Origin of the sequence: Marinobacterium jannaschii DSM 6295 (genome assembly GCF_000620085.1) — a bacterium.
In the GTDB taxonomy this organism is placed as follows: domain Bacteria; phylum Pseudomonadota; class Gammaproteobacteria; order Pseudomonadales; family Balneatricaceae; genus Pontibacterium; species Pontibacterium jannaschii.
This window is the reverse complement of record NZ_KK211068.1, coordinates 159357-185555: the sequence shown is the minus strand read 5'-3', so window position 1 is coordinate 185555 and position 26199 is coordinate 159357. Positions and strand designations below refer to the sequence as shown.

At 58.4% G+C, this 26199-nt stretch carries 22 protein-coding genes; 4 read left to right on the top strand and 18 right to left on the bottom strand.

The annotated features are described in order from the left end of the window. The first annotated feature begins 82 nt into the window (after window positions 1-82). Window positions 83-2533 carry a GcvT family protein gene (locus tag Q354_RS0122485; RefSeq protein WP_027859583.1) on the top strand — a complete coding sequence of 817 codons (2451 nt, stop codon included), beginning with the start codon at window positions 83-85 and terminating at the stop codon, window positions 2531-2533. 267 nt (window positions 2534-2800) lie between these two features. After that, window positions 2801-3655 (top strand): bifunctional methylenetetrahydrofolate dehydrogenase/methenyltetrahydrofolate cyclohydrolase FolD, encoded by an 855-nt coding sequence (folD, locus tag Q354_RS0122480; protein ID WP_027859582.1) that lies wholly within the window; start codon window positions 2801-2803, stop codon window positions 3653-3655. 108 nt (window positions 3656-3763) lie between these two features. Here folD and Q354_RS0122475 read toward each other — a convergent pair whose 3' ends face one another. The 7 genes from Q354_RS0122475 to Q354_RS0122450 all read right to left on the bottom strand — a co-directional run bounded on the left by Q354_RS0122475 (window position 3764) and on the right by Q354_RS0122450 (window position 12935). Further along, entirely contained in the window at window positions 3764-4513 is a 750-nt protein-coding gene (locus tag Q354_RS0122475) for a sulfite exporter TauE/SafE family protein (RefSeq protein WP_027859581.1), read from the bottom strand. A 151-nt stretch (window positions 4514-4664) separates the two neighbouring features. Beyond that, entirely contained in the window at window positions 4665-6434 is a 1770-nt protein-coding gene (locus Q354_RS26930) for a SulP family inorganic anion transporter (protein WP_036231254.1), read from the bottom strand. Between the two features lie 142 nt (window positions 6435-6576). Next, a complete protein-coding gene (locus Q354_RS28375) occupies window positions 6577-6738 on the bottom strand; it encodes a hypothetical protein (RefSeq protein WP_156948456.1) in 162 nt (53 codons plus the stop codon). A gap of 47 nt (window positions 6739-6785) precedes the next feature. Beyond that, window positions 6786-8150: an NAD-dependent succinate-semialdehyde dehydrogenase gene (locus Q354_RS0122465; RefSeq protein WP_027859580.1), complete on the bottom strand. Its 1365-nt coding sequence runs from the start codon at window positions 8148-8150 to the stop codon at window positions 6786-6788. 60 nt (window positions 8151-8210) lie between these two features. Further along, complete coding sequence (locus tag Q354_RS0122460; protein WP_027859579.1) at window positions 8211-9140, bottom strand: dimethyl sulfoxide reductase anchor subunit family protein; 930 nt, start codon at window positions 9138-9140, stop codon at window positions 8211-8213. 147 nt (window positions 9141-9287) lie between these two features. Beyond that, window positions 9288-9977, bottom strand: coding sequence for a 4Fe-4S dicluster domain-containing protein (locus Q354_RS0122455; RefSeq protein ID WP_027859578.1), 690 nt, complete (start codon window positions 9975-9977; stop codon window positions 9288-9290). Window positions 9978-9998: 21 nt separating this feature from the next. Then, the gene (locus Q354_RS0122450; protein ID WP_027859577.1) at window positions 9999-12935 is read right to left on the bottom strand and encodes a molybdopterin oxidoreductase family protein; all 2937 of its coding nucleotides are present in this window, start codon (window positions 12933-12935) and stop codon (window positions 9999-10001) included. Window positions 12936-13384: 449 nt separating this feature from the next. Here Q354_RS0122450 and Q354_RS0122445 point away from each other — a divergent pair, with 449 nt between their 5' ends. After that, window positions 13385-14110 (top strand): DUF481 domain-containing protein, encoded by a 726-nt coding sequence (locus tag Q354_RS0122445; RefSeq protein WP_027859576.1) that lies wholly within the window; start codon window positions 13385-13387, stop codon window positions 14108-14110. On the opposite strand, the gene Q354_RS0122440 is transcribed toward Q354_RS0122445, so the two are convergent. The 10 genes from Q354_RS0122440 to Q354_RS0122395 form a co-directional block, all read right to left on the bottom strand. After that, window positions 14107-16425, bottom strand: coding sequence for a putative bifunctional diguanylate cyclase/phosphodiesterase (locus tag Q354_RS0122440; protein ID WP_084332724.1), 2319 nt, complete (start codon window positions 16423-16425; stop codon window positions 14107-14109). The genes Q354_RS0122445 and Q354_RS0122440 overlap by 4 nt on opposite strands. After that, window positions 16412-17470 carry a polyamine ABC transporter substrate-binding protein gene (locus tag Q354_RS0122435; protein WP_027859574.1) on the bottom strand — a complete coding sequence of 353 codons (1059 nt, stop codon included), beginning with the start codon at window positions 17468-17470 and terminating at the stop codon, window positions 16412-16414. The genes Q354_RS0122440 and Q354_RS0122435 overlap by 14 nt, the downstream gene beginning before the upstream one ends. 173 nt (window positions 17471-17643) lie before the next feature. Then, window positions 17644-18507, bottom strand: a complete 864-nt coding sequence (locus Q354_RS0122430; protein ID WP_027859573.1) for an aminotransferase class IV — start codon at window positions 18505-18507, stop codon at window positions 17644-17646. A 345-nt stretch (window positions 18508-18852) separates the two neighbouring features. Further along, entirely contained in the window at window positions 18853-19746 is an 894-nt protein-coding gene (locus Q354_RS0122425; RefSeq protein WP_027859572.1) for a LysR family transcriptional regulator, read from the bottom strand. A 177-nt stretch (window positions 19747-19923) separates the two neighbouring features. Continuing rightward, a complete protein-coding gene (locus Q354_RS0122420) occupies window positions 19924-20778 on the bottom strand; it encodes a glutamate cyclase domain-containing protein (RefSeq protein ID WP_156948455.1) in 855 nt (284 codons plus the stop codon). Between the two features lie 12 nt (window positions 20779-20790). Then, on the bottom strand, window positions 20791-21726 hold the full coding sequence (locus Q354_RS0122415) for a 5-oxoprolinase subunit C family protein (RefSeq protein WP_027859570.1): 936 nt from the start codon (window positions 21724-21726) through the stop codon (window positions 20791-20793). Beyond that, the gene (gene pxpB, locus Q354_RS0122410; RefSeq protein WP_027859569.1) at window positions 21723-22400 is read right to left on the bottom strand and encodes a 5-oxoprolinase subunit PxpB; all 678 of its coding nucleotides are present in this window, start codon (window positions 22398-22400) and stop codon (window positions 21723-21725) included. Before pxpB ends, Q354_RS0122415 begins: the two co-directional genes overlap by 4 nt. Continuing rightward, window positions 22397-23131 carry a 5-oxoprolinase subunit PxpA gene (locus Q354_RS0122405; RefSeq protein WP_027859568.1) on the bottom strand — a complete coding sequence of 245 codons (735 nt, stop codon included), beginning with the start codon at window positions 23129-23131 and terminating at the stop codon, window positions 22397-22399. The genes pxpB and Q354_RS0122405 overlap by 4 nt, the downstream gene beginning before the upstream one ends. Before the next feature lie 12 nt (window positions 23132-23143). Beyond that, window positions 23144-23932 carry a putative hydro-lyase gene (locus tag Q354_RS0122400; protein ID WP_027859567.1) on the bottom strand — a complete coding sequence of 263 codons (789 nt, stop codon included), beginning with the start codon at window positions 23930-23932 and terminating at the stop codon, window positions 23144-23146. Window positions 23933-24096: 164 nt separating this feature from the next. Next, complete coding sequence (locus Q354_RS0122395) at window positions 24097-24462, bottom strand: DUF3461 family protein (RefSeq protein WP_027859566.1); 366 nt, start codon at window positions 24460-24462, stop codon at window positions 24097-24099. Window positions 24463-24766: 304 nt separating this feature from the next. On the opposite strand from Q354_RS0122395, the gene Q354_RS0122390 reads away from it, so the two are divergent. Next, window positions 24767-25036 carry a hypothetical protein gene (locus Q354_RS0122390; protein WP_027859565.1) on the top strand — a complete coding sequence of 90 codons (270 nt, stop codon included), beginning with the start codon at window positions 24767-24769 and terminating at the stop codon, window positions 25034-25036. Between the two features lie 139 nt (window positions 25037-25175). Here the strand turns inward: Q354_RS0122390 and speB are convergent, their stop codons facing one another. Beyond that, window positions 25176-26174, bottom strand: a complete 999-nt coding sequence (gene speB, locus Q354_RS0122385) for an agmatinase (protein ID WP_051560554.1) — start codon at window positions 26172-26174, stop codon at window positions 25176-25178. Window positions 26175-26199: the final 25 nt, after the last annotated feature.

The following is a 26199-nucleotide window of genomic DNA, read 5'->3' as shown; positions in this document are numbered from 1 at the left end:
ATAGTTCGATTGGGTCCCGAACGAATAACTACAATCAGATTTAAAAGGCCCGGCAATGTCTGCCGGGCTCAGGAGAATAATAATGTCCAAGAAACTTCCAGCCTCAGCTCAGGTTGTCATTGTTGGCGGCGGTGTTATCGGTTGCAGTGTCGCCTATCACCTGGCGAAACTCGGTATTAAAGATGTGGTACTGCTGGAGCGTCGCAGCCTGACCTGCGGAACTACCTGGCATGCGGCGGGCCTGGTGCCGACCCTGCGTGCCACCTACAACATGTCGATGCTGGCCAACTACAGCGCCAGCCTCTATGAGCAGCTGGAAGCGGAAACCGGACAGGCTACGGGCTTTGTGCGTAATGGCTCCCTGACCATCGCCACCAACAAAGAGCGTCTGGCAGAGATCAAGCGCGGTGCATCGATGGCCAAGGTAGCGGGCTTCCCCTGTGACGTTATTTCGCCGGACCAGGCCAAGGAGATGTGGCCGCTGCTGAATGTCGACGATGTAATGGGCGCCATTCACCTGCCGATGGATGGCATGGCCAGCCCGGTCGATGTCACCCAGGCCCTGGCCAAGGGCGCGCGCCTGAATGGCGCACAGATTTTTGAAAACACCAAAGTGCTGGACCTGAAGATCCGTGACGGCAAGGCGGCCGGTGTTATCACCGAGCAGGGCGATATCGATGCCGAGTACGTGGTCAACTGTGCCGGTATGTGGGCGCGTGAGTTCGGTAAGAAAGCCGGGGTTAACGTACCGCTGCATGCCGCCGAGCACTTCTACGTCGTGACCGAGAATATGCCGGACCTGAAAGCCGGCCTGCCGACCCTGCGCGATATGGATGGCTACTGCTACTACAAGGAAGATGCCGGCAAGCTGCTGGTGGGAATGTTCGAGCCGGGCGCCAAGCCCTGGGGCATGAACGGCATTCCGGAAGACTTCTACTTCGATCAGCTGCCGGAAGATTTCGATCACCTGGAGCCTTACCTGGAAGCGGCGATGCACCGGGTACCTAAGCTGCTGGAGACCGGCCTGCAGGTGTTCTTCAACGGGCCTGAATCTTTTACCCCGGACGATCGCTATCACCTGGGTGAAGCACCGGAGCTGCGCAACTACTTTGTTGCCGCCGGCTTCAACTCGGTGGGCATCCAGTCCGCCGGTGGTGCCGGTAAGATGCTGGCCGAGTGGATCCATAAGGGCCATGCGCCGCGTGATCTGTGGGATGTGGATATCCGCAGAAACATGCCGTTCCAGGGCACGCAGAACTACCTGCAGGAGCGTACAACTGAGTCCCTCGGATTACTCTATGAAACCCACTATCCGTTCAAGCAGTTTAAGACCTCGCGCGGCGTGCGCCGTTCGGTACTGCATGAGCAGCTGAAGGCGCAGGGCGCGGTATTCGGTACCGAGAACGGCTGGGAACGTGCCAACTGGTTCGCCAACGAAGGCCAGGCGCGGGAGTATGAATACAGCTTCGGCCGTCAGAACTGGTTCGACAATAACCGCCAGGAGCACGAAGCGGTACGTAACGCGGTTGGCGTGATCGACCAGTCCTCCTTCTGTAAGTATCAGGTAGAGGGGCCGGACGCCGAGCGCTTCCTCAACCGGATCTGCGCCAATGATGTAGCGGTGGCCGTGGGCAAGATGGTCTATACCCAGTGGCTCAACGAGCGTGGCGGCATCGAAGCCGACGTCACCGTGACCCGCCAGGCCAAAGACCGCTACCTGGTGGTATCCGGGGTGGCCTGCCAGACCCGCGATATGGACTGGCTGCGTCGCAACAAGCCGGAAGATGAGATGGTGGTGATCACCGATGTCACATCTGCCTATGCGGTAGTGACGGTGATGGGGCCGAAGTCCCGCGACACCCTGAGCAAGCTGAGCCGGGCTGACCTCTCCCACGAGGGTTTCCCGTTCGCAACCTCCAGGGAGATCGATATCCACTACGCCATGGTACGGGCTTCGCGTATCACCTACGTCGGCGAGCTGGGCTGGGAGCTGTATATCCCGACCGAATATGCGCCGTCGGTGTATGAAGCGATCTTCGAAGCGGGTGAGGAGTTCGATATCCGCCCTTATGGCTACCACACCATGAACTCGCTGCGGATGGAGAAGTGCTACCGTCACTGGGGGCACGATATCACCGACGAGGATACGCCACTGGAAGGTGGCCTGGGCTTTGCCGTGGCCTGGGATAAAGAGGGCGGCTTTATCGGTCGCGACGCGCTGCTGGCGCAGAAGGCGGCCGGGCCGCTGAAGAAACGCTTTGTTGCTTTCGTATTCGAGAATCCGGAACCGCTCTGTTACCACGAAGAGCCGATCTGGGCCGATGGCAAGATTGTCGGTCGCACTACTGCCGGGATGTTCGGCCATACCGTGGGCAGCACCATCGCCATGGGATATGTCGAGTTTGATGGCGGCGTCACTAAGGAGTGGCTGGAAAGCACTGAATTTGAGATTGAAGTGGAATGCGAACGCTACAAGGTCAAGCCGACCCTGCGTTCGGTATACGATCCGGCAATGGAGAAGATCCGTTGCTGATTATCGAGAGGCTGTGAACAGGGTGCTTAGGCTCGCTGAAGGCTGATAAAGCCAGAGGCCGGTAAAGCGGTTCACAGCTTCCACAGGAGAGGGCATGTTTTCTGCGACCATTCGTGAGAAAATACCGCGCTCAATCCGAAGGCCCTCTCAGAATCTGCCCTGTTGTCTGCAACGGCAGGGCGTCAGAGTGGGTTTTCACCATTGGCATGAGGGACGGGTAAATCTGAAATGCCCGCCTTCAGCAGTCGGTTTAAACGGGGGAAATTGATGACTGCTCTAATCCTTGATGGAAAATCGCTGGCCCAGCAACGCGAAGCACAACTGAAAGAGTCCGTCAGCGGACTGGTGCAGCGTAATGGCAACCGCACGCCAATTCTGGCAACAATCCTGGTTGGGGATGATCCTGCCTCTGCGACTTACGTGCAGATGAAAGGGAACGCCTGCCGCCGGGTCGGAATGGATTCCATCAAAGTTGAACTGCCACAGAGCACCACGACTGAGGAGCTGCTGGCGACCATCAACGATCTCAACAACAATCCGGATGTGCACGGTATCCTGCTGCAGCACCCGGTACCGGAGCAGATCGACGAGCGTGCCTGCTTCGATGCGATCGACCTGGCAAAGGACGTTGACGGTGTAACCACCCAGGGCTTCGGTCGTATGGCGATGGCAGAACCGGCCTACGGCTCGGCGACACCGGCGGGTATTATGCACCTGCTGGAGCACTACGGTATCGAACTGTCCGGTAAGCACGCCGTGGTTGTCGGCCGCAGCCCGATTCTGGGTAAGCCGATGGCCGCCATGTTGCTGAACGCCAACTGCACCGTGACTATCTGCCACTCCCGTACCGCTAACCTGGCCGACCATGTTGCGCAGGCAGATATCCTGGTAGGTGCCGTCGGGCGTCCGGAACTGATTCGTGCCGAATGGATCAAGGACGGTGCCGTGGTAGTGGATGCCGGCTATCACCCGGGTGGTATCGGTGATATTGAAAAGGATGGTCTGGAAAACCGTGTCGCGGCATTAACCCCGGTGCCGGGCGGTGTCGGTCCGATGACCATCAATGCACTAATCAGTCAGACGGTTGAAGCGGCCGAGAAGGCTGCAGACGCAGCGCAGTAACCGATCAGGCTGCAGCGCAGTGCTGTAGCCGCTTGCATGGCCCGTGCGGGCCATGCATCTCCTCCCTGATATTCTTCCTTTCGCTTCCCTTCACACAGGTTGCCAGGCTTAGAGCAGCTCTTTTACCAGCAACGTGCCACCGATGATGATCAGCAGGGTAAAAGCCAGGCGGCGCATGGTCTTGTCGCTCAGCGGCGGCGGATACTTCTTACCCAGCCAGGTCGCGGCGGACACCACCGGCAGACAGATACCGGCATAGATAAACATATCCAGGTTCAGCTCGCCCTGCAGCCCCACCATCAAGGTACGAAAGGAGCTGCTGCAGAGAAAAATTGCCAGCAGACAGAGGCGGATACATTTCATGCTGTAGGGCTGGCGGTAGAACTGAAATACCAGCGGCGGGCCCGCGATACTGAACATCCCGGCGAGAAAGCCGCCTGCGGCCCCGGCCGTGGCGAAAGCCAGCGGGCCTGAAGGCTGCTTCAGCGGTTCGGGCTTGAGCATAATAAACAGGCCGCCGGCGATAATAGTGACACCCAGCAGGATCTTCAGCATCTGATTCAGCTCACTGCTCATCCAGGTCAGCAGCCAGACCCCCAGCGCCAGGGCCGGAACCAGGCCGATAAAGGCAAACTTGACCGCTTCGCGGTTGAGCTCCTTCCAGTTGCCCTTCAGGGCCTGCAGGCCGTTCGCCAGCGCCATCAGACTGATAATTACCGAGGTGAAGAGTACCGGGGCCAGGTCAAAGGCGGTAACGCCGCCCATGACGATCATGCCCAGGGCAAAGCCGGTCACGGTCTGTACATAGGCGCCAAGGGCCATGATAACCAGAAATGAGATCAACAGGGTCAGTTCCATCAGGGTTCCTGAAGTTAGTCAGCAGGGCTGAGATAGAGAAAAGAAAAGTGGTGTGGCTCAGGCCGCAGATCACCAAGCAGATCGCTGGCCGCCTGAACGAATGCGCCCCGCAGAGGCGGGGCGCAGATTATACAGCGGTAAATCGACCGGGTTAACCTCTGCTGGCTAAAGGTATCGTTACCTTCTCCTGGCACTCGCGGAACAGTTTGACCTGACAGCGATTGCAGCGTTCCTGATCCAGCTGACGGTAGATGCTCTGGATCGCCTCGCCTTTGCCTTTGAAGATCGCGTCTTCACCGATGACCTCACGATATTCGCCGCGGCTGAGATAGTCATCGACCCGCGTCTTCAGGTTGGAGAGGTAGAGGGCGCCGCCCTTAACCCGCCGCCTGCGGGCTTCGTGCATCAGCATCTCGGCCCCGGCGATATCGATAAAGTTCATGCCATTGCCGACAATCAGCAGGTGCTCCTCCTCGACGGATTCCAGATACTCCTGAACGTACTGCACGGCGCCGAAGAATAGCGAGCCTTCGATGCGGATAATGCGCAGCTGCGGACAACTGCTGCCGCCATCTTCATTGGTGTCGAAATAGTGACCGCGCTCGGTTTCGGTCGGTACGATCTCGACGATATTCGGACGTGATGTGCGTTTCAGGTAGAACACCAGCGACAGGATAACGCCGATATAGATCGCAAACTCCATCGCCATCACCAGTGTTGCGGCAAAGGTGACGCCGAGAATCGCAAACTCTGACTTACCCGCCTGAACGATGCTCTTGATGTGATGGAAATCGATCAGGTTGTAGGACACCACAAACAGCAGTCCGGCCATGCTCGGAATCGGTACATAGGCGGTCAGCTCGGAGAACAGCAGCACGATAATCGCCAGCGACAGCGCCGCGACAATCGCCGCCATCGGCGTCCGGGCACCGGAGCTGTAGTTGACGCCGGTACGGGTGAAAGAGCCGGAGGAGGCGTAGCAGGAGAAGAAAGAGCCGACGATATTGGACAGCGACTGGCCGTAGAACTCCTGGTTGCCATCGATACGCTGATGCGAGCGGGTCGCCACCGAGCGGGCAATTGAAACCGCTTCTACCAGGCCGAGCAGGCCGATGGCGATCGCCCCCGGTGCCAGCTGGTGGAAAATCTGGGCATCGATACCCGGGAAGCTTAACGGCGGCAGGCTGCCGGGAATGGAGCCGACAAGGCGGATATTGTGCTCTTCAGCGCCGATCAGGTAAGCGGCGATACTGCCGGCGATCATCGCCAGCAGCATATGCGGCCAGCGTGGCAGGATCTTCTTGATAATAAGGGAGGCGGCGAGGGTGATCAGACCCACGCTCAGGGCATAGACGTTAGTGCCGCCGATGGCATCGATAACACCGGCCCAGGTAGAGAGGAAAGTACCGTCACTCTCGATGCTGATACCCAGCAGGTTCTTGACCTGGCTGGAGGCGATCACAATTGCGGCGCCGGAGGTGAAGCCAACCACCACCGAATGGGAGACAAAGTTAACCAGGGTGCCCATGCGGGCCAGGGCCAGTACCAGCTGAAACAGCCCGGCCATCAGGGTCAGCGCCAGGGCCAGCTGGATAAATTCGGCCGAGCCCGGTTCGGCCAGCGGACTCAGGGTGGTGAACACCACGATCGACAGTGCCGCCGTCGGGCCGGAGATCAGGTGGAAAGATGACCCCCAGAGGGCCGCGATGATGGCGGGCACAATCGCTGCGTAAAGGCCGTATTCCGGCGGCAGCCCGGCAATCAGTGCGTAAGCCACGCCCTGTGGCAGTACGATGACCGCATTGGTCAGGCCGGCAAAGAAATCGTCCCGCAGCATGGCCGGGGTCAGGGTGCGCGCCCACACCAGGAACGGAAACAGGCGTAACAATAACCGGGAACGGTCTTGCGAAAGTTTAGACATAGTACTCACTTCAAAAAATCACTGTTCAGGCGGCATGGGTCTGCTGAACGGATACCCGGCACCGAAATACGGCACCACCTTGTCATGGCAGTGTGAAAACCAGGCTAGCTGCCGCGAGGGGCCGCTAACCTGGCGCTGGGCATCAGCAGTGATTGTGTCGGGCCGGGGTGACGCCTTTACGCCGCGGTTGAGCGGCAGCGTTCTGTTGTTTCCGGGGCGACGCTTCCGGGCTACTGAGACGTTGCTCCTGATGAGCGAAGATATCCCAGGTAAGGCCGGACTGAGTGCTGCTGTACTTTTTCATTACCAGCTCCCATTGTTATTGTTGTCGGGGCTTTTGCGGGGCGCTGATTACTCACCGACCCACAGGGTTTTGATATTACAGAACTCATGCATGCCATAGCTAGCCAGTTCACGACCCACACCGGAACATTTAATGCCGCCAAACGGCAGCCGCACATCACTGCCCACCTGGGCATTAACAAATACCGCCCCCGCTTCGATCTGGCGAGCCAGCTGTTCGCCGCGTTCAGCGTCGCGGGTAAACAGGCTGGCACCGAGGCCGAAACGGGTGTTGTTGGCCATCGCAATGGCTTCGGCTTCATCCTTTACCCGCACGATAGAGGCGACCGGGCCAAACAGCTCTTCGTCAAAGGCTTCCATTCCCGGCTTGACGTTATCCAGCACCGAGGCCGGGTAGAACCAGCCGTGGCCGGTCAGCGGTTCGCAGCCTGCCAACGGCGTGGCACCCTGCTCAATCGACTTCAGCACCTGCTGGTGCACCTGGGTGCGCAGGTCTTCACGGGTCATCGGGGCCAGGCGGGTGTCGGCATCGGTCGGATCGCCGCACTTGAGGGTGGCAACCTGATCCATCAGCTTGCTGACAAACTCGTCGGCAACGGCTTCGGTAACGATAAAGCGTTTGGCAGCGATACAGATCTGACCGGCGTTGCTGAAGCGGGCACGGACAGCGATCTCGACCGCCTGGTCCAGGTCGGCGTCATCCAGCACGATCAGCGGGTCGGAGCCACCCAGCTCCAGCACCACCTTCTTCAGGTTGGCACCGGCCAGGGCTCCGATCTTGCGACCGGCCACTTCGCTGCCGGTAAAGGCAACGCCATGGACACGGCGGTCTGCGATCACAGTGGCACTCTGTTCCACCGAGATCAGCAGGCTGCTGAATACGCCTTCAGGCGCACCGGCGTCACGCAGGATCTCCTCCAGCGCCAGGGCACACTGCGGCACGTTCGGCGCATGTTTCAGCAACAGGGTATTACCGGCCATCAGGGTCGGTGCCATGCAGCGGATCACCTGCCACAGGGGGAAGTTCCACGGCATGATCGCCAGGACGGTGCCGATCGGCTCGAACGCTACCAGGCTCTTCTTCGCCGGAGTTTCGATCAGCTTGTCCTGCAGCATCGCTGCGCCGTGATCGGCATAGTAGGCACAGGCACCGGCACATTTATCCACTTCACCCAGGGCTTCGCCCAGCAGCTTGCCCATCTCCAATGACACCGTGCGGGCCAGCGCTTCGCGGCGCTCGGTCAGCAGCGCGGCGACTTTGTGCAGCAGCTGGCTGCGTTCGGCAAAATCGGTCTTGCGCCATGCACGGGCCGCCTGCTCAGAACGGGCCAGGGCAGCGTCCAGCTGCGTATCGGAGATGTAGTCGAACTGCTGAATCAGTTCACCGGTAGCCGGGTTACGGGTCTCAAACATGGGTCTTCCTTCTTTAAGTCAGGCGCAACAAGTACAGGGCGCAAACAGGATTTATACCGCTCAGGTGCGCTGGTCGCCGTGGTAAAGGCGCACAACATGACGTGCTTCGGCGAAGAACAACCAGCGTTCTACCAGCAGTCCGCCAATCGCCAGCAGGGCCGCGATCAGGGTCAGGGCGGCAGAGTTCAGCATTAGCAGGATAAACGGCAGGACAAACGCCAGCAGCAGCATGCCGCCACGCAGGCGCAGCAGCTTATTGGCCTCCACTGTATAGCCAAATTCGTCGTTGAGGAAGCTGTTGGAGGTGTGGCCCTGATCCAGCAGACGCACGCTGGCCTGAGTAAAGCCGGTGGCGGTCTGGATGGTGGAACCCTGTGGCTTACCGATCCAGAACAGGTAGATCAGTTTAGTCACGCTGCCCAGTACCACCAGGCCCAGTGCGGCATTCTGCAGAGTACCGTTGAGGTCACCGGCGACAATGCCCTGCACCGCAGCCAGCAGCAGGGAGCCGGACATCAGGCCCAGTGCCAGGTAGTTCATCGGCGTCAGGGCGCTGTTCCACTGGCGGATGGTTTTCAGGCTGGCGTAGATCATGGAGGTGCAGAACAGCGTCACCATCGCCAGGATCGCAGCAACAGTCCCCATCAGCTGGAAGAAGCCGTTCAGCTCGGTGCCCTGGCTGTAGATACCGAACAGGTAAAGCAGCAGGAAAGGGTAGAACAGTACCGCGAACACGGCCTCACGGGAGAGCCATGAGGTACGGAAGCGACTGAAAGAGCGCCAGGCGTTCTTCGGGTTCGCCAGATGCAGGGTAGAGGAGAGCAGGCCGCCGGAGATCAGCAGGAATGCCAGGATGCCACCTGAGAGCAGGGTGCTGCTGTCCTGCAGTTGTGCCAGTCCGCTCATATGAGCGATTACCATCAGGGTGATCAGGCCGTAGCCCGCCCCTGACATCACCGTAAATACCAATACAGAAAAAGCCGGATGCATAGTTCGTTACTCCGTAACCGGGCAGCGCGCCTGGCGCTGCGAGCTTCGCGTTGTTTAATCCCCGCTTTATGGGGGCAGCGCTTGGTTAATTCTCAATTCGATCAATGGTTGCGCACGGCCCGAAGCGCGCCGTGCGCAGCTCCCGCATCAGCGGGCAATTACCTTGTTGACCCACTTCTTCACGGTGTTTTTCACCGAAGAGACGTCGTAGGTTTCCACCACCGGCTTGTTACGCGGTGGCAGGTAAGTGTTGACCGGGTTATAGCCCAGTTCCGGCATCAGCTGCTTACCGGCACGCTCGCGTACCAGCTGGCTGACCTCTGAGTCCGGATCGTCAAAGTCACCGAAGACACGGGACTTGGTCGGACAGGTCATCACGCAGGCCGGCTTACGCTCGTCTTCCGGCAGTTTCTCGTCATAGATACGGTCGACGCAGAGGGTACATTTCTTCATGGTGCCCTGCTGCGGGTCCAGCTCACGGGCGCCGTACGGGCAGGCCCAGGAGCAGAGGTTACAGCCCATGCACTTGTCCTGATCGACCAGCACGATGCCGTCTTCCTCACGCTTGTAGGACGCGCCGGTCGGGCAGACGGTGACACAGGCCGCGTTGTCACAGTGCATGCAGGACATCGGCATGTTGACGGTTTTACTGTTCGGGCTGTCATCCACTTCATAGGTGCGGATTCGGTTCAGCCAGGCACCGTTCGGGTCGCGGCCATACGGATCTTTATCGGACAGCGGCCCGATGGTGCCGGAGGTATTCCATTGCTTACAGGCGGTGGCGCAGCCGTGGCAGCCCACACAGGTATCGAGATCAACAACCAGACCTAGTTTCATCTTCTTATTCTCCGTCTGCCGTTACTGCTCGCCACGTGTCAGGATGTCTGACATCGGGCGCTTCAGATTGACGTTTTCGTGGGTGGCATAGCTCAGCGATTGCGGTGATGGCTTGGCATTCGGCTGTGGCTTCAGCGGGCCGAATTCAGGCCAGGCACCGGTTTCGCCCGGAGCGGCTGGAGTGATCTTCACACGAAGGTCATACCAGGCTGCCTGCCCGGTGACCGGGTCGGAGTTAGTGACACGGTCAATCTTGTCGCCTTTCTGCGGCAACAGTTCGGAGATCAGGTGGTTCATCAGGAAGCCGTCGGTGGCTTCGTTGGCGTCGTCAGACAGGCCCCAGGCACCGCCGCGCTTGGCGATGGCATTCCAGGTCCAGACGGTCTGTTCGTTGGTGCCTTCCATGTACTTGATCTGGACCCGGATCTTGCCGTTGTGGGATTCGACCCAGACCCATGACAGGTCGTCGATACCCAGTTTCTCGGCGGCGATACGGTTCATGAACAGGTAGTTCTGCGACATGATCTGGCGCAACCAGGCGTTCTGGCTGTCCCAGCTGTGGTACATAAACATCGGACGCTGGTTGACGGCGTGGAACGGGTATTCCTCGCGGTCGATACGCTGCTCTTCCAGTGGCATGTAGTAGGTCGGCAGCGGATCGAAGTATTTCACCAGACGTTCTTTGTGGTGCTCTTCGGTCGGCATCGGGCCGTCATACAGGCCCTGGCCCGCCAGGCGGAATGTCTGCAGCTTCTCGGAGTACAGTTCGATCACGATCTGGTTGGTGGAGCCGACCCAGGCTGCTTCCTTCGCCAGCGTCAGGTAATCCAGGTTGGCGTGACGCATGTAGCGCTGGTTTGGCTGCAGGTGCATCTCGAAGAAACCTTCGTTCTCTTCGTAGGCTTCCCACTGGCGTGGGTTCGGCTCGCCGCGCAGGGATTTCTCGCCATCCTTGCCACGGTAACCGGCCAGGAAGCCGATACCCGGTTCCTTCTCGAAGTTAACGATAAAGTCTTTATAGCCTTCGTACTTGCGGCCACCTTCCGGCTTGGTGAATGCCGGGAAGCCCAGGCGTCCGGCCATCTCAACCATCACTTCCTGCCAGCTCATCACGTCACGGTCCGGCTTAACCACCGGGATACGCACGGAGTCACAAGCGGCGTGCGGCTCGGAGATCGGACGGTCGAGCATGGAGATAGTGTCGTAACGCTCCAGGTAGGTGGTGTCTGGCAGTACCAGATCGGAGTAGGCCACCATCTCGGAGTTGAAGGCGTCGGAACAGACGATAAACGGAATCTTATACTCGCCGCTCTCCTTCTTGGCACAGAGCATATCCATGGTCTGGGCGGTGTTCATGCTGGAGTTCCAGGCCATGTTGGCCATAAACAGCATCAGCGTATCGATCTCGTACGGATCGCCCTTCACCGCATTGCTGATCACCATATGCATCAGGCCGTGGCAGGAGATCGGCGCATCCCAGCTGTAAGCCTTATCGATACGCAGCGGATTGCCGTCGGCGTCGATCGCCAGGTCTTCCGGACAGGTCGGGAAGCCCAGCGGAGGTGATTTCAGTGGCGTGTTCGGTGCCATCTCTTTGGCAGGCTTGATGCCTGGTGGCACATGTTTCGGGAACGGTGGCTTCGCCAGGTGACCGCCCGGGCAGTCGATGGTGCCCAGCAGAACCTGCAGCAGGTGGATCGCACGGCAGGTCTGGAAACCGTTGGAGTGAGCGGAGATACCGCGCATGGCGTGCATCGAAACCGGACGGCCGATGAACTTGTCCTGCTTACGGCCGGCCCAGTCAGTCCACTCTACATCCAGGGTGATGGACTCTTTGAACGCCACGTGCGCCATCTCCAGCGCCATGCGTTCGATATCTTCAGCGGCAACGCCACACTCTTTAGCGGCGTTTTCCGGTGCGTACTGCTCGTCCAGGTACTTGTCGAGCATGATGTTCATGGCGGTACGCAGCGGCGTACCGTCTGGCGCCGTGTACTCACCAAACAGCGCCGGGTTGATATCCGGCAGGTTGGCGTCGACAAACGCTTCCTTCACCAGATCCCAGACCTGAGGCTGGCCGGCCTGCCCCTCTTTTTCCGGGCCACGGTAGAACAGGCCATCGCCTTTCTGTCCCGGGGTGTTCACAACCAGCTGGGCGGAGTTGGTGTAGCGGATCAGGAACTCTTCGTCGATCAGCTGGTGCTGCAGCAGCACGTGCACCATGGACAGGGCCAGTACCGCGTCGGTGCCCGGACGGATGGAAACCCACTCGTCGGCGATCGCCTGGTAGCCGGTACGGACCGGGTTAACGGCAACAAACTTGGCGCCGCGCTCTTTGAGCTTTTTAAGGCCCAGCTTTATCGGGTTGGAGCTGTGGTCTTCCGCCACGCCCCACATCATGAAGTACTTGGTGTTATCCCAGTCCGGATCACCAAATTCCCAGAAGGCGTGGCCCATGGTGTAGAGGCCGCCAGCGGCCATATTCACCGAGCAGAAACCACCGTGGGCCGCCCAGTTGATGGTGCCGAACTGGCTCGCCCACATGCCGGTCAGGGCCTGCATCTGGTCGCGGCCGGTAAAGTAGGCCAGTTTCTTCGGATCGGTGGCACGGATATTCGCCAGGCGTTTTTCCAGGATATCCAGCGCCCGCTCCCAGCTGATCTCCTCAAACTCACCGGCACCGCGTTCGGTGCCCGGCTTACGCAGCAGCGGTGCGCTCAGTTTGGCCGGAGAGTACTGCTTCATGATGCCGGAGTTACCCTTGGCGCAGAGTACACCCTTGTTGATCGGGTGGTTCGGGTTGCCCTGGATAAAGCGGACTTTGTTGTCTTCCACGGTAACCTTGATACCGCAGCGACAGGCGCACATGTAGCAGGTGGTGTAGCGGGTTTCCTGTTTGTCCCGGTCTTCAAAGACCGGCAGGCCGGAGTTCACCGGAATATTGGCTTGGCTTGTCATATTTATTATCCACCGCATTCAGCCTTGGCGGGCCTGTGGCTTGGGTACAGGTCGCCGGGGACAGAGGCTGATGTTGTTTTTATTCGGTCTGGCGACACCGCACTCACCCTGCGGAATCGTCGCTCACCCTATGCTAGGAGTCCGGGCCTGATGCGACAAAGGCCAACGCTTTTGCCGCTATAGGTCCAGCCCGAGGCTTTGCCGGAACGGTTTGTCCCGGGCATTCCATTGCGGAAAAAGCCTTGTTTAGTTATAGGCTTATATTATGAAGTTTGGTTTGTTTGTCATATACAAACGTCCTGTACTTGTCGTCAACTAATATTGAACAGTTGTCGGTAGTGGCTGTGGTTGGCGGGCTGTAGCGGGGCTGGCGGGGGAGATCAGGCGGCTGAAAATGAATCTGATCTATACTTTTTCCAAGCCCGAAACTGACAAAAGGTAGCGCCTGAATGAAACCGGCGGTTCGATTACTGAGCTGTGTGCTCGGTCTGAGTTGTAGCGTTTCGGTGGCGGCCCCGCTGCTGGAGACTCCGGAAGATCGCTGGGTTTTTGATGCTGAACTGGGCTTTGTGGCCAGTCGCGGCAATACCGATACCGAAACCTCGGTGTTCAAGCTTAACGGTGAGCGCGACAGTGCCCGCTGGCGGTTTAACTTTAACCTCGACACCTTGCATGCGGCTGACTCTGACCAGACCTCGGCCGAACGCTATCTGTTGTCCGCGCAGCTGGATTACAAGCTGGAAGCGGGACGCTATCTGTTTGGGGTGCTGGATTATGAAAATGATCGCTTCAGTGGCTACAACCACCAGAGCAGCTTCTCGGTCGGTTATGGCTGGCCGGTGCAGCAACGCGAAAACCTGCTGTGGAACCTCGAAACCGGCCTGGGTCTGCGCAGCAACCGGCTCGATAACGGGGCTGAGGAGAACGACCTGATCTTTCGCCTGGGCTCAGATCTTAAGTGGCAGATCAGCACTGTTTCCCGCCTTAAACATGCCCTTTCCATGGAGATCGGTAAAGATGCCACTATTACCAAATCCACAGCCGGGCTCAGGTCCAAGATCGCTGATGCCCTGGCGATGAAGCTGACACTGACGGTTAAACACAGCAGCAGCGTCCCGCAGGATAGTGAGAATACCGATATCGAGACGGCGGCGACGCTGGTGTACAGCTTCTAGACGCTGAGCACCCGGACCACGCTGTCCGGTATCTCCTGTGGCAACCTCTCCAGCCGTTCCGGCTTACAGATCAGATAGCCCTGAAAATAGTCGCAACCGGCTTCCATCAGCAGCTGTTGCTGCTGGCGGGTCTCTATTCCTTCGGCAGTTACGCAGATCTGCTGCGAGTGGCACAGGTCGATAATCGGCTTCAGCAGCTTACGCTGACGGGGCTGAGTAAGCATGCCAGTAAAGGTCTTATCGAGTTTTATCTTATCCACCGGATACTCAACCATCTGCAGCATCGAGGTGTAGCCGGTGCCAAAGTCATCGATCACAATCGAAAATCCGATCGCCCGGATGCGGTTCAGCACCGCGATATGTCTGCTGCTGTGATGGGCATTGAAGGTTTCGGTGATCTCCAGCTCGATATGGCGGCTGTCCACCGGATGCCGCGCCAGGGCATCCAGCAGCATCTGCTCCAGTTGCGGGTTTTCCAGTTCGGCGGCCGACAGGTTGATACTCAGCGTCAGTTGCTCGCCAAAGCGGCGTTGTAACGACGGATAGGCCGCCAGTGCCTGATTGAGCACCCACTTGTCGATATGGGCGAAACTGCCGGTACTTTCTGCAATGGGGATAAACAGGTCGGGTGGCACGTTGCCCAGTGAGGGAGAGTTCCAGCGCAACAACGCCTCGCAGTGGCTGACCTCAGCGTCCCGGTTCAGGGTGGGCATAAAGACCAGATGGAATTCCTGGTCGAACACGATGCTGCGCAGCTGTTGCTCGATCTCTTTCAGCTGGCGGGCTTTTTGTGTCAGCTTTTCCGAGTAGATCGAGTAGCGGTTCTTGCCTTCGGACTTGGCCTGGTACATGGCGGCATCCGCGTTGGATATCAGCTGGGAGGCGTTGCCGGCATCCCGGGGATACAGGGCAATGCCGATGCTGGCACTGACCGGGTACTTGATCCGCTCTACTTTAAAGCCGTTATCAAACTGTTCGATGATACGGCGGGCGATCTCCGGGGCTGTCTGTGGCTGACGGATATTCCGGATCAGGATGGCGAACTCATCCCCAGACAGGCGGGAAAAGAAGATATCATCCGGGCTGCGTTCATCCGAGTCCCGGTGGCGCAGCAGTGACTGAGTCCGATGGGCAAAGGATCGCAGCAGGCTGTCGCCGGCTTCATGGCCGAAGCGGTCGTTGACGAACTTGAAGTTATCCAGATCGATAAACAGCAGGGCCAGCTGGGCCTGGGGGTTGCTCTCCAGCGCGGCCGTTAACTGCTGGGTAAAGCTGCTGCGGTTTGGCAGTGTCGTCAGGGAGTCGGTCAGTGAAAGCCGCCGGGTTATCTCATGGGCGTCGGAGAGCCTCTGGTATAGCTTATGGAAGCTTCCGGCCAGGTGAGAGATCTCATCGTCGCCCTCGCTGTTGGCGATGTTATCCAGCCGCTTTTCCATCACCGCGGCCAGCTGTTGGTCCAGCTTAGCAATGGGCTGGGTGATAAAGCGCCGGATCAGCAGGCTGAGCATCAGCAGCGTCGCCGCGCTCAGGCCTGTGATCGCCAGCATCAGCTGCTGCTTAAAGGGCTGTAACAGTGAGTCAAAATAGGCCTTGGGAATCGTCATCGAAACGGTGATTTCCGGGGTCAGGGCGACGGCGTGACTGAAGGGGCGCTCGGGGGCGCTGGCTGAGATGTCCACCCGGGCCATATAGCGTTTCTCGATGGCGCTGATGCGGCTGTTCAGCTCCACGGCTTCCAGTGCCATCTGCAGAGCCAGCGTGCCCGGGGCTGAAAAATCGACCGGCTGTAGCATCGTTTCGCGGTCGATAATCAGGGTATAGAGTAACAGTGCATTGTCCTGATTGAGTATCAGCTTCTGGTTACGGCTCTGTCCGGAGCTGAGTGTCTGGATAGCAATGCTTTTGTGCTCAGGCGAGATATCGGCAAAGGGGTCCTCGCTGTTTTCGTAGTAGAACATCACCTGCCGGTTGGGTTGGATCAGGGTGATCGAGGCGAAACCTGACTGATCCGGCAGCAGGCCGTAGAGTGCTTCCTCCAGGCTGATGCCGAGGGTTCTGGCACGGAGGTAGTCGTTCTGTTCGTTGAGATAGCCTTTGAGGACATTACCCTTGAGCAGGGTGAACAGGTAGTTGCTGGCGAAGCGGCTGTGATTGTCATGGATGGTCTTCAGCTCTGCCATATTATGGGACAGCTGAGACAGCTCGGCTTTTTCCACCGTCTTGCGCTGTAGCTGAAACACAGAGATCGCTGCAGTGATATAGGCCGCCAGAATCACCGGCAGCATCAACAGCCCCGCGCGCTTATTTAGCCTCATAGAGTTTACGCATGGCGCCGGTAATGCGTTTACGCAGGGTTACGCTCTCCGAACTGATCGGCCGGTAGTTCTGGCTTTTAGCCAGTACTTCAGCGCCGGGGAAGACTTCAGTGTCATTGAGAAAGTCGCTGGAAAGCTCAGTCAGGGCGCTGTGGTTTACCGGAGCGACGTAGAGCGATTCGGCATTCATGGCGGCGATATGCGGGCGGTTAAGGAAGTCGATAAAGGCGAGGGCCTGTGCCTTATTGTCCGATTCGGCCATCACCGTCAGGCAGTCACGCCAGATGGCACCGCCTTCGCCGGGGACGGTGAATTTCCAACGCTCATCGCCGTCACTCATCTCGTTCAGTACATACTGGTCGCCGCTGTACGCCATCCCCATGTAGAGTTGTTCTGCCTGCGGCGAGTTACGCATAAAGCTGATCGGGTACTGCAGCGTCAGCAGCGAGGGGGCCTGTTTTTTCAGGATTTCGAACGCCTGCTTCAGGGTTTCCCGGTCCTCGGTCATGAAGTCCTGATCCATTGCCTGCAGCGGCGGAATCAGCGTGTCCAGGTAGTCATAGAGCATGCTGATATGGCCCTGAAGCTCCGCAGCCGGGGTTAGCAGGTCGTTCCAGGATTCGGGGCGTGTCACCTTGTCGCTGCGATAGATGATGCCCACCATTCCCCAGGCGTAGGGGACGCCGTAACGGCTGCAGGCATTGCGGTGCTCATCGCCGATATGGCTCAGATTGGGAATACGCTCGGGCGGGATCTCTACAATGGTGCCTTTGTTACCAAACTGGGGCGTGATCAGCTGATCCATGATGGCCAGGTCAAAGTTAATTTTCTGACTGGTGTTGAGTATCTGGTCCCGGATCTCATCGCTGTCAAAATAGACCTGTTCGATCCTGACACCCGTCTCCTGCTGCCATAAAGCGATGACTTCATCGCTGAGATATTCTTCCCAGTTGAGGATTCTTAAGGTTTCGGCGGCACAGAGGCCTGATGAGAGCAGGCCGGCAGTAACGGCTGTGAGCAGTGGACTGAAGCACAATCTGAACATAGGAGCTCCCTGCTGAAGTTTTCATCCAAGAATCAAAGTCAGAAGTGACTAGAAATACAGGATAGTACAGCGCTGGGCATCTGTTTCAGATTCAAACAAAAACCCCCGCACGGAGGCGGGGGCTATGTCGTCTTTTGCACGACTTAAGGCCGTGAGTCTATCCGGCTACGGGATCAGTAGTCGAATTTTGAAGCAGTGTAGATCTTAAACGCTTCTTCCCAGACCTGGCCGACTTTACCGTCGCCGACAGGCTGGCCGTCCAGTTCGATAACCGGTGCGATCTCTTTCGAGGAGCTGGTGATCCAGATCTCGTCAGCGTTACGCACTTCATCCATGGTGATGGTCCGTTCTTCAATCTGGATAGTACCGGCAGCCTTGATGCTGTCGATAATGATGCGACGGGTGATGCCCGGCAGGATCTGGTTGTCCTGGATCGGGGTGATCACGACACCATCTTTAACGATGAAAGCGTTGCAGCTGGAACCTTCAGTCAGTTCGCCTGCTTCGTTGTACAGCAGGATTTCGTTCTGACCGGCAGAGTGGCCCTGCTGGTAGTGGATAACGTTGCCCAGCAGTGCAGTGGACTTAATGTGGCAGCGTTTCCAGCGCAGATCTTCAGTGCTGTTTACTTTGTAGCCGTGGGCTTTAGTGCGGTCGGTTGGCTCAGGATCTTTGATCGGGAAGGCGAACGCGAAAACAGTGGCCGGCACATCTTCAGGGTAAGCGTGGAAGCGCTTAACGTCGGCACCACGGGTAACCTGTACGTAGACGCCCAGGTTTTCGCCCAGGTCAGCGTTACGCTCAACCAGGTCGCTCATCAGTTCGTTCCAGCCAGCCAGGTCGATATCGCAGTTGATTTCGATCTCGGCCAGGCCATTAGCCATGCGGGTCATATGAGGGTTGAAACCAACCGGCTTACCCGCGTAGTACGGTACAACTTCGTAGATACCGTCGCCGAACAGGAAGCCGCGATCCAGTGGAGAGATACGTGCTTCGGACAGCGGCAGATATTCGCCGTTCAGATATGCAATGCTCATATTAACCTTCCTCTCATATCAATTCAGATAATCAACGGGCTGTTGATTGGTTTAGCCGGCGGGGATGTACGGTATGACAGTGACATCCGCTCAAAGTGCTGGTGGTGATTCGGGCCGATCAGCCACAGTGCGCCTTATTGTAGTCTTAGCAGCCAGTTGAGTGATTTTTCGGCAGTTTCCTCAAAAAGGTGTTTCTTTGCAATACGTAGGTTGAGAAAACATAATTTTTATAAAACTCGATAATTATTGGAGCTTTATCAGGAATAAACTCATTTAACAGCAAATTTAACTGGCTGTGTTTGGTCCAGATTCTGCATTTTACCTAGGCCAGATTCCGTTCAGCCATTACGCACCTGCGTTGCCTGCGGTAACGATCTCGCGACCGCTCTGGGCCAGCAGGCGGGGAACGATACGGTCGTCATCCAGCCGCCAGGAGCAGCAGAATGAAAGTTCCGGGGGCGCGTTACTCACCTCCAGCCGGGTCAGGCGGCCGGCATCCAGCGATTTCTGCACCACGGGATACGGCAGCAGCACGGTGCCGACGCCCTGTTCCGCCAGTCGCAGCAGGCTGGCGACCGAGCTGCAGGTATGAATCACCAGCTCTTCCTGCTGTCTGGCAAACAGCTGCTGCAGGTAATGCCAGGGCCGGGTATCGCGCGGAAAGCTGAGAATCGGATAGGCAGACAATGCCTCAAGGCTCTGTACCTTGTTGCTGTCGATCAGTTCCGGGCTGGCCACCCAGCATTGCTGGTAACTGCACAGCGGTTCGGTGATCAGTTTCGGCATATGTGCATGTTCCGACACCATCAGGGCCAGGTCGAGCTGATGGTCTTCCAGCTGCTGAATCAGGGTGGTGGTGATATCACTGATCAGCTCGAAGGAGATCAGCGGATGCTGCTTGCGCCAGTGGTTCAGCAGATCGGAGAGCCACAGGTGGGACAGGGTTTCTGCAATGCCGATGCGCAGGATGCCGCGGTCAGGGGTGTCCTGTTTCAGCTGGCTTTTCATCTCCTGGCTGATCGCCAGCAGCTTCTCTGCGTAGGGCAGCATCTGGGTGCCGCGGGCAGAAAGCCGGGTGCCGCTTTTATCACGGATAAACAGCTGGACGCCGAGTTCATCTTCCAGTGCCACGATACGGGCGGAGATAGCAGGCTGGGTGGCATGCAGCTGCAGGGCTGCGGCATGGAAACTGCCAAGGTGGGCAACTTTTACAAAGGTTTGCAGGTTACGCAGACGCATCAGCGGGTCTCTAGGTACGACGGTATAGAGCTGATCATACTGTGTTAGCAACGCCCCCGCGATGCTCTTTTGAAGCGTTGGGGGCGTTATCGGTCTGAACGGTCGCAGCCGGGTAGGCTGCGCCGCTTATCCGGCGGCTTACTCAGACGGCTTAGCAGGCACCGCCGGGGCGTTCGTTCAGGCTGCGAATCCGCTCAGCTGGCGCAGTTGCAGCAGCACGCTTTCGCCTTCGCTGACCGGCATCCCGTCTTCGGTCAGCTCATTGAGGCGGGTCACGCCGTCAACGCTGCCCAGCTGGGAGATGTATTCGAGGATTTCCAGCGGCTTCACCGCGCCCAGCAGGTCTTTTTCTGCCCACAGGCCGAGGAAGGTCATGATGCCGTAAGCGCCCCAGTTGGAGACGTCGGCGATCAGCAGTTCATCCACCTTGGTGGCAGAGGCCATGATATCGAGGTCTTTCAGGGCCGCGTAGATGTTGCCCATACCGATCTCGTTACCGCCGTCGCCGATAGCGATGGTCGGGCAGCTGGCATTACGCACGAAGCTGTCGAAGCAGGCAGCGCGGGCGCCGATGCTTTCACCGCGCATATTGTAGTAGTCGCCATCTTCCGCCTGGCCCGGACGTTCGATCGATACGATCACTTCCGGCTGGTATTTTGCCAGCGCATCCAGCGCTTCCTGTTCGCGCTGCTCGTGTGGACCGACATGGATTTCACAGACACGGTAGTCCTTCGCCAGGGCTTCGGACATCGGCTTGCCGCAGACGATCACCGGTGTCGCGCCCAGGGTTTCCAGCGCCTGATACAGCGCCAGTGTGCCGACAGGGCCATCGGTTTCGAAAGTGTCGACCACCGGGAAGCCGGTGCCGATCAGTACGGTGCCTTTCACATCACGCAGCATCTGTGCCGCGCGCAGGTAGTAGCCGGTTTCCAGCGCAGGCTGGACGGTCTTCATACCACGCGGGTTACGGGCGACCAGTACATCTTCAATCTGTTTACTCAGTGCTGCTTCATTCACAATGAGTGTCTCCACAAAAATTGATTCTTAGACGGCTTCAGGTTCGGTGCGCTCGAAGCGCTTCTGAGCCAGACAATAGAGGTTGTGTGCCTGATCGATGCTGATCTCTTCGAAGGAGAGGCTGGCACCGGGCATCAGCTGGGTCAGGCGGGCCGTATCTGCCGCGATCACAGAGCCGATCTTCGGATAACCGCCGATGGTCTGGCGGTCGTTCAGCAGGATGATCGGCTGGCCGTCGGCCGGTACCTGTATCGCGCCGTGACAGATCCCTTCGGAGAGGATGCCGTCGATCGATGGTTTGATCTCCGGTCCTTCGAGGCGGAAGCCCATGCGGTCGGCACGGTCGGTGACCTTATATTCGCTGCTGAAGAAGATCCGCTTCTGGATGGTGCTGAAGGCGCTCTGCTGGTAGCCCTGAATCACCCGCAGGGTGACATCGCTGGCGTAGTCAGGCTGATGCTCATCTGCCAGGCGGTAGCCTTTGGCTGCCGGGGTATTGGCGCAGTGCAGGTAGGCACCCTGTTGCAGTTTCTGGCCATCGATACCGCCGATCCCTTCGCGGGTGACAGTGGCGGCACTGGAGAAGCTGTGGGTGATCTGGAAGCCGCCGCTTACTGCCAGGTAACAGCGGGCACCGGCCGCGGCAAAGCCGACTTCGATCTTATCGCCCGGCTGCACCTTATGGCTGTGCCAGCGGGACTGTTCCACGCCGTTGATCTTCAGCGGCATCTCGGCGCCGGTGAGGACGATACGGGTTGCCACATCGGCTTCCAGCACCAGGCCGCCGATGCTGACTTCCAGCGCGGTAGCGCCGGGCTGGTTGCCACAGAGGCGGTTGGCCCAGCTAAAGGCTTCGGCGTCCAGTGGACCGCCGGTGGTCAGGCCGATACGGTGATGGCCGAAACGGCCGGCGTCCTGGATCAGGGTCAGCAGGCCCGGCTGGAGAACGTTAAATCCGCTCATAGCTCACCTCCCAGCTCAATAAATTCTTCCCGGCTGATCGGTTTGAAGGTGACCCGGTCACCGACTTCCACCGGCATGGTGGGTTCGGCATCCGGATTGAACATCCGCGTCGGGCAGAGGCCGATCAGGTTCCAGCCACCCGGCGACACAGCCGGGTAGACCGCAGTCTGGCGGTCGGCGATCGCGACGGCACCACGGGGTACCTTCTGGCGCGGCGTCGACAGCCGTGGAGCGGCGATACGCGGATCGACCTCACCGAGGTAGGCAAAGCCCGGCGCGAAGCCGATCGCATAGACGCGGTATTCCATGCTGCTGTGGATGGCGATCACCTCTTCCGGCGTCAGCTTGGCGCGCTCAGCCAGGGACTCCAGGTCGGGGCCGGACTCAGCGTCATACCATGCCGGCAGCGTGACCAGGCGGCCCTCGCCGGACTCGGCGTTATCCATGCCCTGCAGGCACTGGCGCAGGCGGCGACGTACTTCAAGGTGGTCGCAGGCCAGCATATCGAAGATCACCAGCAGCGAGGCATAGGAGGGCACCAGGTCGATCAGCAGCTCAGGCATCGCCTGTTCGATACGGCTGACCGCCTGCTGCACCTGGGCAGATACAGCCGGGCTGGTCTCTTCACCAAAATAGAGGATCAGGGCGTTTTCGCCCGCGATTTCTACTCTCATGAGTGCAGCATCTCCCGGATCTCCTGAATTGCGTTGACCCCTTCCATATTGTCGCCGTGGACACAGAGGGTATCGGCGTGCAGGTTCAGGGTGTTGCCGCTGACGGTGGTGACAGTGCCGTTTTCAGCCAGCTGCTTAACCTGGGCCAGCATCTTCTCGCGGTTATGCACTGCGCCTTCTTTAGTCCGTGCCAGCAGGCGACCATCGTCGTCGTAGCAACGGTCGGCAAAGGCTTCAAACCACAGCTCGATGCCTGCCGCTTTCGCTTCTTCGCGGTGTTTAGCGGCATCCGGCGTGCCCTGCAGCATCAGCACGACCGGGCGGTGGTAGCCGGCGATCGCTGCCATGATGGCCGCGCGGACATCGGCATTGGCCATCATGTCGTTGTACATGGCACCGTGTGGCTTAACGTATTCCAGCGTCAGGCCTTGGGAGGCCGCCATGCCATCGATGGCGGCGATCTGGTACTGCACCATCGCTTTCAGCTCGGCGGCAGAGGCCTTGATGGAGCGACGGCCAAAGCCGACCAGGTCCGGATAACCCGGGTGAGCACCCACGGTTACACCGTGCTGCTTGGCCAGGGTCAGGGTCTTCTGCAGGACCAGTGGATCACCGGCGTGGAAGCCACAGGCGATATTGGCCTGATCGATATGGGGCATCACCGCTTCGTCGAGACCCATCTTCCAGGAGCCGAAGCTCTCACCCAGGTCGCAGTTCAGTTTCAGTGTCATACTCAGGACTCCTTACAGAATCGCCAGACGGCTGTTTGGCAGGTCGGATACCAGCATGTGGCCCGGGCTGTGGGTGATACAGAAATCAGGTTGTGCCTGTTCAATGGCAACCTGTGGTGTCACGCCGCAGGCCCAGAACACCGGTACTTCACCTTCTTTGATCGTTACCGCGTCGCCAAAATCCGGAGTATTGATATCTATTATGCCGATCTGGGCCGGATCACCAAAGTGCAGCGGCGCACCGTGCACGGACGGGAAGCGGGTACAGATCTGGATCGCGCGGATCGCATCGGCCGGTTTCATCGGACGCATGCTGACCACGGTGGTGCCGGAGAAACGACCGGCTGGCTGGCACTCGATATTGGTGCGGTACATCGGCACGTTAACGCCTTCAGTGATGTTACGTACTTCCAGACCATCGGCGATCAGCGCTTCCTCGAATGAGAAGGAGCAACCGAGCAGGAACGCCACCAGGTCATCACGCCAGAAGTCACGGATATCGGTGACTTCCTGGGTCAGGACGCCTTTCTCATAGATACGGTATTTCGGGATATCGCTGCGGATATCCAGGTCTTCGCCCAGCGTCGGCAGCATAAACTCGCCCGGCTGGCTGCTCATGCCGATAACCGGACATGGCTTAGGGTTGAGCTGGCAGAATTGCAGGAATTCGTTGGCCCACTCTTTTGGCATGATGGCCAGGTTGCCCTGTACAAATCCCTGACAATAACCGGAGGTGTTGCCGGTGAACTCGCCGGAACGGATCTTACGGCGCAGTTCCAGCGGTGACAGCTGAGTATCCATTGAAAGGCTCCTTTATCAAAAGCTGGGAAAATCTATTGGGGCGAAGTGTCTTATGGGCCGTTTCTGCTGTCCAATCGATATTGGCTGCTACATCTGATAATTTTTATTTATCAGATGTAGCAGGGAGAAGCGTCCGGCCGGAAGCCGGATCGGGGGCAGGCGGTTCAGAACTTGGAGAGATCGCTGCGCAGTTCAGCCAGTTTGCTGCTCATTACCCGCTCCAGGTGCTCCAGTTCGTGGGCCAGCTGCTCGCGGGCGGCACGCTGTTCCTGGTGCTCAGGTTTATTCAGCTGATTAAGTTCTTTAATCGCCGCAACAATAACCGGGGCCATCTCTGGCTGGGAACCGGCACCGTCGGCCTGTACAGCACGCTCAAAGGCAAACTTGTTGCTGCTGGGTAGCAGGGAGTCATCGGCGTTGTTGAAGTAGATCTTGAGTACGTCCCGATTGCCTTCCTGTCGCAGGCTGTAGCGACTGATGTTGTCGACATCGGTAATACCCATCTGGGCCAGTGTCTGGTACTGAGTCATTGATGGCTCCTCTGCGTGTCTTGCCCTTGTAGTTATTATCCCGGAGACGTCTGAGAGTCTGCTGATACCCGACGTTCCTCTGTCCGCGTGCTGCGCACAGCAAGATGCCGCGCGGCAGGCGTTAATCTTCAAGCTTCAGCTTTTGTCTTTAGACCGGGTAGAACCAGTAGCGGAGGGGGGATGCGTCCAGTTTCAGCAGCGGCTTGTGGTGGCCCCAGATTTCAGCCGGGACTGGCCCTATAGGTGATATTTAACGACTAATACTATTGGGTGGTCGAAGCATAAAAATAAGAGGCAGCAAAACATGGCTTACGAACCAACTACCGTAACAATTGAACTGAATGCTGAAGTGAGCCGCTTGCTGGCTGAGTACAGTGACTACACTAAGGTGCCTGCCGAAACTTATATCTCCACGCTGGTCGAACAGACCCTGCCGACGCTGAAAGCGATGGTGGAGTGCTTTGATAAGGTGGGTGACGATGAAGACGCGATGATGGAGATGTTCGGCCAGAAGATGGGCGAAGCTATTCTGGCCCAGCGTAAAGCGGCTGAAGCACAGGATGCCGCTCACTGAGGGCTGTGCCACCTGACGGAACCGAATCAATCAAAAAAGGCTGCCTGTCGTTAAGACAGGCAGCCTTTTTTGTGACTCTATCTCAGCCAGCCCGGACATTGCCTGCAGGCATGACCGGGGCGGGGCCGAGTGGTGGACGTTACCGTTTGCGCTGAGCCACCTTTTCGCTCATCAGGCAGAGCATCTCCCACATCAGGGTAGCGCCGAGCAGGGCGGTGGCGCCGCTGGGATCGAAAGGCGGGGATACTTCCACCAGGTCGGCTCCGATCAGGTTCAGCCCGCGCAGGCCGCGCACCATGCGCTGGGCTTCATGGGAGGTCAGGCCGCCGATCTCCGGTGTGCCGGTGCCGGGGGCAAATACCGGGTCGAGACAGTCGACATCGAAGCTGATATAGGTGGCCTGATCACCGACCACGCGACGCGCTTCCTGCAGGGCTTTTTCCACACCTAATTCGTAGAACTCCTCGACCCGCATCACGCGGATACCCTGTTCCAGCCCCCAGTCATCATCGTGCTCTGAATAGAGGCCGCCCCGGATACCGATCTGGACGATCCGTTTCGGGTCAAGTATCCCCTCCTCGATGGCGCGCCGGAACGGTGTGCCGTGGGTGTATTTACAGCCGCCGAAGTAGCGGTCCCAGGTATCGGTATGGGCATCGAAGTGCACCATCCCCATCGGGCCGTGTTGCTTTGCCAGCGCGCGCAGGATCGGCAGACTAACGAGGTGATCGCCGCCGGCGGCCAGCGGGATAATATTGCGTGCCACTATCTCATCGACAAAGTGCTCGACCTTATCGAGGGTTTCCTCGATCTGCAGCGGATTTACCGGACTGTCGCCCAGGTCGGCACAATTCGCCAGACTGAAAGGACTCAGGCCCAGCACCGGGTGTACCTTGCGCATCAGCGCTGATTGTTCGCGGATCTGGCGCGGGCCATGGCGTGCGCCCGGGCGGTTGGTGGTGCCGCCATCCCAGGGAATACCGAAGATGCCGATATCTGCGCCGGTGGCCTCGGCCGTGCTGTAGAACGGCAGGCGCATGAAAGTGGCAATACCGGCGTAACGTGGCACTGATTCAGAGGGCAGGGGGCTGAAACTTTTTGTGGCTGTAGCGATTGTCTCGGATAAGGAATCTGACATAAGGGGTACCCGGTTAATGCTGGTT